At 63.5% G+C, this 13,149-nt stretch carries 11 protein-coding genes; 6 read left to right on the plus strand and 5 right to left on the minus strand.

Annotated features, from left to right (window positions below; genetic code table 11):
* From B2S33_RS12965 to cysG, 6 genes are all read left to right on the plus strand, one after another.
* On the plus strand, nucleotides 1-2,556 hold the full coding sequence (locus B2S33_RS12965) for a DNA translocase FtsK (protein WP_178102866.1): 2,556 nt from the start codon (nucleotides 1-3) through the stop codon (nucleotides 2,554-2,556).
* Between the two features lie 61 nt (nucleotides 2,557-2,617).
* Nucleotides 2,618-3,241 carry an outer membrane lipoprotein chaperone LolA gene (gene lolA, locus B2S33_RS12970; protein ID WP_027916184.1) on the plus strand — a complete coding sequence of 208 codons (624 nt, stop codon included), beginning with the start codon at nucleotides 2,618-2,620 and terminating at the stop codon, nucleotides 3,239-3,241.
* Between the two features lie 12 nt (nucleotides 3,242-3,253).
* Nucleotides 3,254-4,579, plus strand: coding sequence for a replication-associated recombination protein A (locus B2S33_RS12975; protein WP_027916183.1), 1,326 nt, complete (start codon nucleotides 3,254-3,256; stop codon nucleotides 4,577-4,579).
* Nucleotides 4,576-4,950, plus strand: a complete 375-nt coding sequence (crcB, locus tag B2S33_RS12980) for a fluoride efflux transporter CrcB (RefSeq protein ID WP_027916182.1) — start codon at nucleotides 4,576-4,578, stop codon at nucleotides 4,948-4,950. The genes B2S33_RS12975 and crcB overlap by 4 nt, the downstream gene beginning before the upstream one ends.
* Nucleotides 4,951-4,979: 29 nt before the next feature.
* Nucleotides 4,980-6,260, plus strand: a complete 1,281-nt coding sequence (gene serS, locus B2S33_RS12985; protein ID WP_027916181.1) for a serine--tRNA ligase — start codon at nucleotides 4,980-4,982, stop codon at nucleotides 6,258-6,260.
* Nucleotides 6,261-7,652: a siroheme synthase CysG gene (gene cysG, locus B2S33_RS12990; RefSeq protein ID WP_028686533.1), complete on the plus strand. Its 1,392-nt coding sequence runs from the start codon at nucleotides 6,261-6,263 to the stop codon at nucleotides 7,650-7,652.
* Nucleotides 7,653-7,795: 143 nt separating this feature from the next.
* Here the strand turns inward: cysG and B2S33_RS12995 are convergent, their stop codons facing one another.
* The 5 genes from B2S33_RS12995 to B2S33_RS13015 form a co-directional block, all read right to left on the minus strand.
* On the minus strand, nucleotides 7,796-9,121 hold the full coding sequence (locus B2S33_RS12995; protein WP_132578199.1) for an OprD family porin: 1,326 nt from the start codon (nucleotides 9,119-9,121) through the stop codon (nucleotides 7,796-7,798).
* 65 nt (nucleotides 9,122-9,186) lie between these two features.
* Nucleotides 9,187-9,585: a PPC domain-containing DNA-binding protein gene (locus B2S33_RS13000; protein WP_027916178.1), complete on the minus strand. Its 399-nt coding sequence runs from the start codon at nucleotides 9,583-9,585 to the stop codon at nucleotides 9,187-9,189.
* Nucleotides 9,582-10,133, minus strand: a complete 552-nt coding sequence (locus B2S33_RS13005) for a hypothetical protein (RefSeq protein WP_104926325.1) — start codon at nucleotides 10,131-10,133, stop codon at nucleotides 9,582-9,584. Before B2S33_RS13005 ends, B2S33_RS13000 begins: the two co-directional genes overlap by 4 nt.
* Nucleotides 10,130-11,710, minus strand: a complete 1,581-nt coding sequence (locus B2S33_RS13010) for an acyl-CoA synthetase (protein WP_197873737.1) — start codon at nucleotides 11,708-11,710, stop codon at nucleotides 10,130-10,132. The genes B2S33_RS13005 and B2S33_RS13010 overlap by 4 nt, the downstream gene beginning before the upstream one ends.
* The gene (locus B2S33_RS13015) at nucleotides 11,707-12,876 is read right to left on the minus strand and encodes an acetyl-CoA acetyltransferase (RefSeq protein WP_104926324.1); all 1,170 of its coding nucleotides are present in this window, start codon (nucleotides 12,874-12,876) and stop codon (nucleotides 11,707-11,709) included. Before B2S33_RS13015 ends, B2S33_RS13010 begins: the two co-directional genes overlap by 4 nt.
* Nucleotides 12,877-13,149 lie beyond the last annotated feature (273 nt).

Here is a 13,149-nt window from a genome sequence, read left to right on the forward strand (position 1 = left end):
TTGAAGAAATCCACCGCAACCCCAGCTCCCTTGCCCGTGCCCCTGTGGCGGCAGCAGCTGCACTATCGCCTCAAGGAGGGTGCGCTGATCGCTGTCGGCGCCCTGTGCCTGTACCTGTGGATGGCGCTGCTGACCTACGACACCTCGGACCCGGCCTTCAGCCACACCGCCACCGTCGACCAGGTGCAGAATGCCGCCGGGCGAGCCGGTGCCTATTTCGCCGATATCCTGTTCATGGTGCTGGGCTACTTCGCCTACATCTTCCCATTGCTGCTGGCGATCAAGACCTGGCAGATTTTCCGTCAGCGCCACCAGCCCTGGGACTGGAGCGGCTGGTTGTTCTCCTGGCGATTGATAGGCCTGATATTCCTGGTGCTGTCCGGGGCTGCGCTGGCCCATATCCACTTTCATCCGCCGGCAAGCATCCCGTTCTCGGCCGGCGGCGCCCTGGGCGAAAGCCTGGGCGATCTGGCTCGCAACTTCCTGAACGTGCAGGGCAGCACCCTGATGTTCATCGCCCTGTTCCTGTTCGGGCTGACGGTGTTCACCGACCTGTCGTGGTTCAAGGTCATGGACATGACCGGCAAGATCACGCTGGATCTGCTGGAACTGGTGCAGGGCGCGGCCTCGCGTTGGTGGGAGGCGCGTAACGAACGCAAGCGCCTGGAAGCGCAGCTGCGCGAGGATGAGCCCGTCGTCAAGGCCAAGCCTGTGGCGCCCGAACCACGTGAGCCGGCCAAGCCTGCTCTGCGCGAGCGCTTGTTCAAGCGCGAGCCTGCGTCTGCTCAGCCCGAGCCGCGCGAGCCGACCCTGGGCGGTGAGCCTGTGACGATGCGCGACTCGGTCGCGCGTGAACCGGTTGCGCGTGACCCAGGGGTGCAGCGTGAACCTGTGATCACACGCGAACCGGCAGCGGCGCGGCCTTCGGCGCCTGCGCCTGTAGCCGCCCCGGCCCTGATCTCCAATATCGTGCCACCGTCGGCCGCCAAGGCGCCTGAGCCAGTCAAGCGCATTGCCAGAGAAACCCCGGCGCCGCAATTCATCGACAGCGCAGTGGAAGGCACCTTGCCGCCGATTTCCATCCTGGACCCGGCTGAACAGAAAAAAATCGAGTATTCCCCCGAGTCCCTGGCGGGCGTTGGCCAATTGCTGGAAATCAAGCTCAAGGAGTTTGGTGTCGAAGTGGCGGTGGATTCCATTCACCCAGGGCCTGTGATCACCCGGTACGAAATCCAGCCGGCTGCCGGTGTCAAAGTGAGCCGTATCGCCAACCTTGCCAAGGACCTGGCGCGTTCGCTGGCCGTGACCAGCGTGCGGGTGGTCGAGGTGATTCCGGGCAAGACCACTGTGGGTATCGAGATTCCCAACGAAAACCGCCAGATGGTGCGTTTCTCCGAAGTGCTCGCCACTCCGCAATACGACGAACAGAAGTCGCCGGTCACCCTGGCCCTGGGCCACGATATCGGCGGCAAGCCGGTCATCACCGACCTTGCAAAAATGCCGCACTTGCTGGTGGCGGGTACGACCGGCTCGGGTAAGTCGGTGGGCGTGAACGCGATGATTCTATCGATCCTGTTCAAATCCAGCCCCGAAGACGCGCGCCTGATCATGATCGACCCGAAAATGCTCGAGCTGTCGATCTACGAAGGCATCCCACACTTGTTATGCCCCGTGGTCACCGACATGAAGGACGCGGCCAATGCCCTGCGCTGGAGCGTGGCGGAAATGGAGCGGCGCTACAAATTGATGGCCGCCATGGGCGTGCGCAACCTGGCGGGCTTCAACCGCAAGGTCAAGGATGCCCAGGAAGCCGGCGAAATCATTCACGACCCGCTGTATCGCCGCGAAAGCATGGAGGATGAGCCGCCTGCCCTGAAGACGCTGCCGACCATCGTGGTGGTGGTGGACGAATTCGCCGACATGATGATGATCGTCGGCAAGAAGGTCGAGGAACTGATCGCGCGCATCGCGCAGAAGGCGCGGGCTGCCGGTATTCACTTGATCCTGGCGACCCAGCGACCGTCGGTGGATGTGATCACCGGTCTGATCAAGGCCAACATCCCGACGCGCATGGCGTTCCAGGTGTCGAGCAAGATCGACTCGCGTACCATCATCGACCAGGGCGGTGCCGAGCAATTGCTGGGCCACGGTGACATGCTGTACATGCCGCCTGGCACTAGCCTGCCGATTCGGGTCCATGGCGCATTCGTGTCCGATGACGAAGTGCACCGGGTGGTCGAGGCGTGGAAACAGCGCGGTGCCCCTGACTACAACGACGACATCCTCAACGGTGTCGAAGAAGCCGGTAGCGGCTTTGAAGGTAGCAGTGGCGGTGGCGATGGCGACGATTCCGAAAGTGATGCGCTGTACGACGAAGCCGTACAGTTCGTGCTCGAGAGCCGCCGCGCGTCCATTTCGGCCGTACAACGCAAGCTAAAGATCGGCTACAACCGGGCGGCCCGCATGATCGAAGCCATGGAAATGGCTGGCGTGGTGACTCCGATGAACAGTAACGGCTCGCGGGAAGTGATCGCCCCGGGCGGCCCGCGCGATTGATATCACCCTGCCGGGCGCCAACGGTGGTGTCCGGCCCATTCAACGCTTAATGAGGATTCCCATGCGCGCTATTCGCATGCTGTTGGTTTCGGCCCTTGCCCTGGGCCCGGTCTCGGCGTTCGCCGGCGAGCAGGATGTCCAGCGCCTGACCCAGTTGCTGGAAAAGTCGCAGACCATCGAAGCCAATTTCTCCCAGCTGACCCTGGATGCAGGCGGCACCAGCCTGCAGGAAACCACCGGCAAGATGACGGTCAAGCGCCCAGGCCTGTTCTACTGGCACACCAATGCGCCCCAGGAGCAGGTGGTGGTATCGGACGGTAAGAACGTCACCCTGTGGGACCCTGACCTTGAGCAGGCCACCGTCAAGAAACTCGACGTGCGTCTGAACCAGACGCCGGCGCTGCTGCTTTCCGGTGATGTGTCGAAGATCAGCCAAAGCTTCGATATCGTCTCCCGTGAGCAGGGCGATGTGATGGACTTTACCCTCAAGCCCAAGACCAAGGACACGCTGTTCGACTCGCTGCGTGTATCGTTCCGCAAGGGCCTGATCAATGACATGCAGCTGATCGACAGCGTTGGCCAGCGCACCAACATCCTGTTCAATGGGGTCAAGGCCAACCAGACGGTAGCGGACAGCACCTTCAAGTTCGACATCCCCAAAGGTGCGGACGTCATCAAGGAGTAACCAGAGCCAGTCATGGACCTGTTTAGAAGCGAACCTGTCGCCCAGCCCCTGGCCGCCCGTCTGCGCCCGTCCAACCTGGACGAGTATGTCGGCCAGGAGCACCTGCTTGCCCGCGGTAAACCGCTGCGTGAAGCACTGGAGCAGGGTGCGCTGCACTCCATGATCTTCTGGGGCCCGCCGGGGGTTGGTAAGACGACCCTGGCGCGGCTGCTGGCGCAATTTTGCGACGCGCATTTCGAAACGGTGTCGGCGGTACTGGCCGGCGTGAAGGAAATCCGCCAGGCGGTGGAAGTGGCCAAGCAGCAGGCCGGCCAGTACGGGCGCCGTACCATCCTGTTCGTCGACGAAGTGCACCGGTTCAACAAGTCTCAGCAGGATGCCTTCCTGCCCTTCGTGGAAGACGGCACCTTGCTGTTCATCGGTGCTACCACCGAAAACCCGTCTTTTGAATTGAACAACGCGCTGTTGTCACGGGCGCGTGTCTACGTGCTCAAGAGCCTGGACGAGCCCGCGCTGCGCAAGCTGGTGGACCGCGCCCTGACCGAGGAGCGGGGGCTTGGCAAACGCAACCTGCGCGTTGGCGACAAGGCCTTCGACATGCTGAGGGCCGCCGCCGATGGTGACGGGCGACGCATGCTCAATTTCCTGGAAAATGCCGCTGACCTGGCCGAAGACGGCAGTGAAATCGACGTTGATCTGCTGCAAAGCCTGCTTGGAGACAGCCGTCGCCGGTTCGACAAGGGCGGGGAGGCGTTCTATGACCAGATATCAGCGCTGCATAAATCCGTGCGGGGTTCGGACCCTGACGCGGCGCTCTACTGGTTTGCACGCATGCTCGATGGCGGCTGCGACCCCCTCTACATTGCGCGCCGGGTCGTGCGCATGGCCAGTGAGGACATCGGCAACGCCGACCCCCGCGCCTTGAGCCTGTGCCTGGCAGCATGGGACGTGCAGGAGCGGCTGGGCAGCCCCGAAGGTGAACTGGCAGTGGCACAGGCCATTACCTACATCGCTTGCGCTCCGAAGAGCAATGCCGTTTACATGGGCTTCAAGACCGCCCTGCGCGAAGCGGCGGAGCACGGTTCGCTGGAGGTGCCGCTGCACTTGCGCAACGCGCCGACCAAGCTCATGAAACAGCTGGGTTACGGCGATGAGTACCGCTATGCCCACGACGAACCGGATGCCTACGCAGCCGGTGAAGACTACTTTCCGGAGGCGCTGGAGCCGCGCCAGTATTACCAACCGGTGCCGCGCGGGCTCGAGCTCAAGATTGGCGAAAAGCTCCGGCACCTGGCCGAGCTTGATCGCAGCAGTCCGCGACAGCGGAGAAAACCATGATTACGCTGATCGCCGCCGTCAGTGCCGGTGGTATCGCCGGTACCCTGTTGCGCTTTGCCGCAGGCAATTGGGTCGTCGCCCACTGGCCGCGACACTTCTATATAGGTACGCTTGCCGTCAACTTGGTGGGCTGCTTGTTGATCGGCCTGCTGTACGGCCTGTTCCTGCACAAACCCATGGTCCCGGCGGAGTTGCGGGCGGGTTTGATCGTGGGTTTTCTGGGCGGCCTGACCACGTTTTCCTCATTTTCGCTGGACACCGTACGCTTGCTGGAAAGCGGGCAGGTGCCTCTGGCGTTGGGTTATTCGGCCATCAGCGTCGTGGGCGGGCTGCTCGCGACCTGGGCGGGATTGTCCCTCACTCGATTCTGACCAACACCTACACATAACGAGAGAACGATATGCTCGATTCCAAACTGTTACGCGGCCAACTTCAGGAAGTGGCGGATCGCCTGGCCTCCCGTGGCTTTAGCCTGGATGTCGCGCGCATCGAATCACTGGAAGAGCGCCGCAAGGCGGTACAGACCCGTACCGAGCAACTGCAGGCCGAGCGTAATGCCCGTTCCAAATCCATCGGCCAGGCCAAAGCCAAGGGCGAAGACATTGCACCGCTGATGGCGGATGTGGAACGCATGGCCAATGAGCTGGCCGCCGGCAAAACCGAGCTCGACGGTATCCAGGCAGAGCTGGACAGCATCGTGCTGACCATCCCCAACCTGCCCGATGCCAGTGTGCCGGTCGGTGCCAGCGAAGACGAGAACGTCGAAGTGCGTCGCTGGGGCACCCCCAAGGCGTTCGATTTTGAAATCAAGGACCACGTCGCCCTGGGCGAAATCAGCGGTGGTCTGGACTTCGAGGCGGCGGCCAAGCTGTCTGGCGCGCGTTTTGCCGTGCTGCGCGGCCCGATTGCACGCCTGCACCGCGCACTGGCGCAGTTCATGATCAACCTGCACACCGGTGAGCACGGCTACGAGGAGCACTACACCCCGTATCTGGTGCAGGCGCCAGCCCTTCAGGGCACCGGCCAGCTGCCCAAGTTCGAGGAAGACCTGTTCAAGATCACCCGCGAAGGCGAGGCGGACTTCTACCTGATCCCGACCGCCGAGGTGTCGCTGACCAACCTGGTGGCTGGGGAAATTCTCGACGCCAAGCAACTGCCGCTCAAGTTCGTGGCGCACACACCGTGCTTCCGCAGTGAAGCCGGTGCCTCGGGCCGAGACACCCGCGGCATGATCCGCCAGCACCAGTTCGACAAGGTCGAGATGGTGCAGGTGGTGGAGCCCGGCAAGTCGATGGAAGCGCTCGAAGGCCTGACGGCCAATGCCGAGCGTGTGCTGCAACTGCTCGAGCTGCCGTACCGTGTGTTGGCCCTGTGCACCGGTGACATGGGCTTTAGCGCCGTCAAGACGTTTGACCTGGAAGTGTGGGTGCCCAGCCAGGACAAATACCGCGAGATCAGCTCGTGCTCCAACTGCGGCGACTTCCAGGCCCGCCGCATGCAAGCGCGCTGGCGCAACCCGGAAACCGGAAAGCCGGAGCTGGTGCACACCCTGAACGGCTCCGGTCTGGCCGTGGGCCGCACGCTGGTCGCGGTGCTGGAAAACTACCAGCAAGCCGACGGTTCGATCCGGGTCCCCGAAGTGCTCAAGCCCTACATGGGCGGCGTTGAGGTGATCCGCTAAATGGACTACCTGCCGCTGTTCCACAAGCTGCAGGGCGCCTTGGTGCTGGTGGTTGGTGGTGGCGAGATCGCATTACGCAAGGCGCGTCTGCTGGCCGATGCTGGCGCCGCGCTGCGCGTGGTGGCCCCGGAAATCGATGGCCAGCTGGCCAGCATGGCGCGCGAAGGCGGTGGCCAGGTCCTGGTGCGCGGTTACCAGCCGGGGGACCTCACAGGTTGCCGGCTGGTGATCGCCGCCACGGACGATCCTGGGCTCAATGCCCAGGTTTCGGCCGATGCCCAGGCCCTGAGTTTGCCGGTCAACGTGGTCGATGCGCCGGCGCTGTGCACGGTCATCTTCCCGGCCATCGTCGACCGCTCGCCTTTGGTGATAGCCGTGTCCAGCGGGGGCGATGCACCGGTCCTGGCACGCTTGATTCGGGCCAAGCTCGAAGCCTGGATTCCTGCTGCCTACGGTGAATTGGCCGGGTTGGCGGCGCGTTTCCGACACACCGTCAAGTCGTTGTACCCGGATGTGAACCAGCGCCGGGGTTTCTGGGAGACCGTCTTTCAGGGGCCGATTGCCGAACGCCAACTGGCCGGGCAGGGCGCAGAGGCCGAGCGGTTGTTGCAGGCGATGGTCGATGGCGCGCCGGTGCAGCAGGGCGGCGAAGTCTACCTGGTCGGTGCCGGCCCGGGTGACCCGGACTTGCTGACCTTCCGCGCGCTACGGTTGATGCAGCAGGCCGATGTGGTGCTGTACGACCGCCTGGTAGCGCCTGCGATCATCGACATGTGCCGTCGGGATGCCGAGCGCATTTATGTGGGCAAGCGTCGTGCAGAGCATGCCGTTCCCCAGGACCAGATCAACCGGTTATTGGTGGACCTTGCCCAGCAGGGCAAGCGGGTGCTGCGCCTGAAGGGTGGTGATCCGTTCATTTTCGGCCGTGGCGGCGAGGAGATCGAGGAGCTGGCCGAGCACAATATCCCGTTTCAAGTCGTGCCGGGCATCACCGCTGCCAGTGGTTGTGCCGCTTACGGCGGCATCCCGCTGACCCACCGCGATCATGCCCAGTCGGTGCGCTTTGTCACTGGGCACCTGAAGGACGGTAGCAGCAACTTGCCTTGGGACGACCTGGTCGCGCCTGCCCAGACGCTGGTGTTCTACATGGGCCTGGTCGGCTTGCCGACTATCTGCGAAGAACTTATCCGCCATGGGCGGGCAGCGAGCACCCCGGCCGCCTTGATCCAACAAGGCACGACGCGCAACCAGCGTGTGTTCACCGGCACCCTGGCCGACTTGCCCGCCCTGGTCGCACGCCACGAAGTGCATGCGCCTACCTTGGTAATCGTGGGTGAGGTGGTGCAGCTGCGTGAAAAGCTGGCGTGGTTCGAGGGGGCACAGCACGGTTGACAGTCTGCGGACGCTTTGGGGATGAGCGAGGCAGTTGTCCCTAACATCCGCAAGCTTGCAGATCGAGTCCACCCCCCCCACCTGTGGGAGCGCCCCGGCAAAGCCGCTCCCACAGAGGCTGCGTGAATACGGACAACCGTGGCCTAGAACAATGGCACGGTATAGCTGACGGTCACCCGGTTCTGATCCTGTGCCCACTCGCTGGGCAATCCACTGCGTAGCATGCCATTGCGCCAGCTCAAGCCCAGCCCCTTCAGCGCACCGTCCTGCACCACATAGTCCAGGGCGATGTCACGTTCCCACTCCTTTTCATCACCGCCGGCAGTGGTGCGGATGTGCGTGCCCTTGAGGTAGGTGAGCGAGGCAATCAGGCCAGGCATGCCCAATGCCGCAAAGTTGTAGCTGTATTGGCCGAAGGTGGTGCGTTCACCTGCACGGGTGAAACTGGTCACCAGCCGGTCGGTGAACAGATACAGGCTCGAGCCCGCTGCGCCTTCGCCCGTATTGCCCTGGTTGATCTGCACGAAGTTGCCACTGTCCGAGACCCGCTGATGGCCAAGCAACACCGAGTGGCCACCAATGGCGTAAGTGAACATGGCACTCCAGGTATCATTGTCGATCTTGCCTGCGGTGTCGCCCAGGCCGGTGACGCGATACCCCGCCGCGCGCCCGCTGGCCGAGTCGTTGCGTCCATCGGCGTCGGTCTTGAAGTAGCGCAGGTCGGTGGTCAGTGACTGGTTGTCGCTCAGGGCCCAGGTGTGCACGAGCCCCGCAAAATGCTGGACGTAGTAATCCTCCAGCTGGGCGCCGTAATATTGCAGCTTCAAGGCGGGGGTGAGCTGGTAATCAGCCCCGGCAAACACAAACGCATTACTCTCGCGTGTACCGCCTGCCACGGCCAGGCCTGAGCGGTTGGTCGAGCCACGGCCGGTGGTGTGCTCCAGGCGACCCCCGGTCAGGGTCAGGCCATCGATTTCTTTGGAGGTGACGATCCCGCCTTCGAAGGTCTGTGGCAGCAAGCGCCCATCGTTGGCCACCAGAATCGGCAGTTTCGGTTGCAGCGTACCGTAGCGTGCCTCGGTCTGCGAAAAACGGACCTTGCCGGTCAAGCCCAGGCGACTCCATTCGTCCACCGCGCTGCCATCGCTGGCATCCGGGATCATCGAACTGCCTCGGTGATTGCCTGCACCGCCATCCAGGCGTAGGCCCAGCAAGCCGAGGGCGTCAACGCCAAACCCCACGGTGCCGTCGGTGAAACCCGACTTGTAGTCGAGCATGAAACCCTGCGCCCATTCGGCCGTCTTGCTTTGGCCGGCAGGGCCGGGGCGGTCGCGGTAATCGTTGTTGAAGTAGTAGTTGCGCAGGTGCAGGTTGGCTTTGCCGTCCTCGATGAAGGCCGCCTTGGCAGCCGGAACGGCCAAGGTGGTCAAGGTGAGTAGATACAGGGGCACGTAGGGCGTTCTTGTCATTGTTTTCTTCCTGAGGGTGATAGGCGCCCAGGGAGCGGGCGCAAAGGGTGCTGCAGGGTGGGCAATCAGTCCGGCAGCCACTCCTGCAGGGTGAGCTCCACGGTGATGAAGGACAGGTTGCGGCCCCGTTGCAGGCAGCCGGCAAAGAGCTTGCCATCGGCGTCGGCGAGCACTGCCTGAAGGTGGCTTCGGCCGGCGATGACCTCACCGCTCAGGCTGAGGATCTCGATACCGGGCCCGGGTACATGAATGGCTTGATGTCCGCGCTCACCGTGGTAGCGCAGTTCGCCGTCGATCAGGCTGCCCAGCCCGCCACGGACCACGGCGCAGGCGATGCCGTGGCTGGCGCAGAGGGCTTCGGCGCTGTCGATCACATCTTCGTTGGGCTTGAGGCGGGCGACCACCAGCCGCCCGAGGCGGCCTTGCTGGACCTGCGAGGTAGTCGTGGACAGGGCAGGTGTCATGAGGCCTCCTTGATCACAGGGTGCAGCAGGTTGAAGTGGGTCTCGGTGTCAGGCTGCACCTGGTAGGCGACGTGCTCGAACAGGCATAGCCGCAGCACCAAGGGTTCGCTACCGACCACGACCCGCTGCAATACCAGGTGCCCACCGTGCTGTTGCCCAAGGCTGTCGAGCATGCCGGCGTGGCAATGCAGCAACGGGGCACCGCTGGCATCCCTGCCGACAGTCAAGGCACCGCTGATGAACGTCACAGGGCCTGTGAGCTCCACGGGCTTGCCATAGTCGTAAGGGCGTTGGCTGTCGCTCGTGGTCACCATGCGGTGGTAGGCCAAGGCGCACGCGCTGCCCCACAGCACGCGGCCGACCGCGCTCTGGTAGCGACAGCGCTCAAGCACCGCCAGCAGGCTGTCGGCCACCTGGCTGCCGGACGCAAGTTCCACGCGCAGTTCCTGGCTGCACGCCACTTCACAGTCGAGCAGCCGGGGTAGGCGGGCCGGGCCTGCGTGCTTGAAGTGGCGCACCCCGCTGCGCAATTCGAAATGGGGCCTCATGCCGGTTGCTCCGTGCCAGTCTCGAGCAACGTGCGGATGTGTTTCTTGACGATCTTGCCGTAGCCAGACTTTGGCATCTCATGCCAGCGCACGAACTGCTTGGGCCATTTGTAGCGCGCCAGACGCGGCTCCAGGTGCGCGAGCAGTTGCTCATCGCTGACCTCGGCCGTGGTAACGATCACCGCGCAACCGCATTCGCCCCATTTGTCGTCTGGCATGCCGAGTACGGCCACTTCGTTGACGGCAGGATGGGTCAGCAACGCTTCCTCCACTTCGCGTGGATACACGTTCGAGCCACCGGAGATGTACATGTCCGAGGCGCGCCCGGTGATGAACAGGTAACCGTGCGCGTCCACATGCCCCAGATCGCCGGTATGGAACCAGCCATGGCGGAAGCATTCGGCATTGGCCTGAGGGTTGTCGTAATAGCCGGCGAACACGGCCGGGCCGCGCACGCAGATTTCGCCGTCCGTACCCGTGGGCAGCTCGTGGCCTTTGTCGTCGAGAATGGCCACCTGCATGCCGGTGCGCGGGTAGCCGCAGGAACCGACCTTGGCCTGGGGGCCATCGTCGGCATCATGGCAGTCGGCGGGCAGCACCGTGATGTTGCCGGTGACCTCGCCAAGGCCGTAATACTGGACCAGCACCTTGCCCAATGTGCGCAGCGCATGGCACTGGTCCGCGCGGTACATGGGGGCGCCTGCGTAGATGACGTAGCGCAGGCTGCTGTGATCGTAACGGCTGATGGCCGGGTCTTCGGTGAGCATCTTGACGATGGTCGGTACCGTGAACAGGTTGTCGATACGGTGCTGCTGCACCAGGCGCCAGGCCTCGTCGCAGTCCAGCCGGTCCCCAACAGGGAGCACGCAAGCAGCACCCCGGGCTACGTTGACCAGTGCATGAATACCGGCCCCGTGGGACAAGGGGGCCAGTACCAGCGAACGTGACTGCTGGCTCAGGCAGGGCATCAGGTCGGCCAAGTGGTTGTTGACCACGAACGCCATTTGCCCGTGGGTCAGTACCCCTGCCTTGGGGTGCCCGGTGGTGCCCGAGGTGTAAAAGAACCAGAGCGGGTCGTTGTAGTTCACCTCGGCAGGGCGAAACCCTGGCTGAAGCTGGGCGCCTTCATCGAGCAGGGCAGCGTAGGCCAGTTCACCCGGGCGTGGCGCCGCCATGGCAATCACGGTCTGCAGTGCCGGTGATGCCTGTCGCACAGCGTCCACATAATGGCCGAAACCTTCGTCGTAGAGCATCGCTACTGCGCCGCTGGAACTGCCCAGGTAGGCGGCTTCGGGTGGGGTGATGCGCACATTGGTGGGCACCCAGACCATACCCAGGCGAAAGGCCACCCAGGCACTTTCGAACAGCGGCAGGTTGTTGCGCGAGTGCACCAGCAAGCGGTCGCCCTTGCCCAAGCCGCGTGCACGCAGCGCGGCAGCGATGCTGTCAACACGGTGCAGCAGTTGGCGCCATGACACCTGGTGATCGCCGCGAATGAAGCCTGGCAGGTCAGGCAAACGCCTAGCCACCTGGGCCAGCAACTCCCCCAGGTTCATGACATTGTCGATTCCGTTCATCGCACGCTCTCCAGAATGCTCACGTAGTTGGTCACGGCGGCCCCGCCCATGTTGAACACGCCGGCTCGGTCTGCGCGCGGCAGTTGCATGTCGCCGGCCTGGCCGGTGAGCTGCATGGCCGCCATCACGTGCATCGAGACGCCGGTCGCACCAATGGGATGGCCCTTGGACTTGAGGCCACCGGAGGGGTTGATCGGGAGCCTGCCGTCCTTGCGGCTGACGCCGTCGGCGATTACCCGTGCGCCTTGACCGCGTTCGGCCAGGCCCATGGCCTCGTATTCGAGCAGTTCGGCGATGGTGAAGCAGTCATGGGTCTCCACCAGGGACAGGTCGTCCAGCGTCAGGCGCGCCTGGCTCAGCGCCTGCTGCCAGGCACGTGCAGCGCCTTCGAATACCGTGGGGTCGCGCCGTGACAATGGCAGGAAGTCGTTGACCTGGACGGCTGCGCGAAAGCGAACGGCCTGGCCGCTCCCGGTGGGTTGATCGCCCCGGCTGATCACCAGGGCGGCCGCGCCGTCGCTGATCAGTGAACAATCACTGCGCTTGAGGGGCCCCGCCACGAAGGGGTTCTTGTCCGAAGGTGTGCGGCAGAAGTCGTAGCCCACGTCGCGGCGCATGTGCGCATACGGGTTGAGCGCGCCGTTGGCGTGGTTCTTGGCGGCGATCATGGCCAGTGCGTCGGACTGATCACCATAGCGATCGAAATAGGCGCTGGCGATGTTGCCGAACACCCCGGCAAAGCCGTTCTCGATGTTGGCTTCTTCGGGCGTATAGCAGCACTTGAGCAGGATCTTCCCCACCTCGGCCGTGGGCAGGCTGTTCATCTTCTCGAAGCCCACTACCAGGGCATGGCGCGATTGTCCGCTCAGCACGGCGTGCAAGGCCGAGTGAATCGCCGCTGAACCGGTGGAGCAGGCGTTCTCCACGCGCACGGCCGGAGTGAAACGCAGTGCTGGCAGGTGATTGGCGAGCAGGGCGGACGGGAAGTCCTGGTAGAGAAAACCTGCATTGAAGTGGCCGACGTGTACCGAATCGATCTGCTGTGCATCGAGCCCTGCGTGATTCAGGGCGCCGAGGGCCGCGTCAGCCATCATGTGCTCGGGGTCGATGTCGGGAAACTTGCCGAAGGGGGAGTGGTACCAGCCGTTGATGAGGGGTGAATGCATGAGAGTAATCCTCGCTCGGGGTTGGCGAGGTCGAGGGCAAGAACGGTGCCAGGCCTGCGGCAAGCGCTCTGCCACGCGCATTCGTGGCACGTTCGACGGTGGCGACGGGTAGCGAGCACGTGCTACAGGTGTCGCCTTGACTTGGCAAGCGACACCCAAGGGAGACACCTGTTACACACTCAGGCAGTGGCGAGATGCCCACTGGCACAGCAAGACGCGTCAGTGGATTTTATTTAGCATTTTAAAATCAAGCAGTTAAGCGCGTATGGCGGA

This window comes from Pseudomonas sp. UBA5568, from assembly GCF_002425525.1.
GTDB classification, from domain to species: Bacteria; Pseudomonadota; Gammaproteobacteria; order Pseudomonadales; family Pseudomonadaceae; genus Aquipseudomonas; species Aquipseudomonas fulva.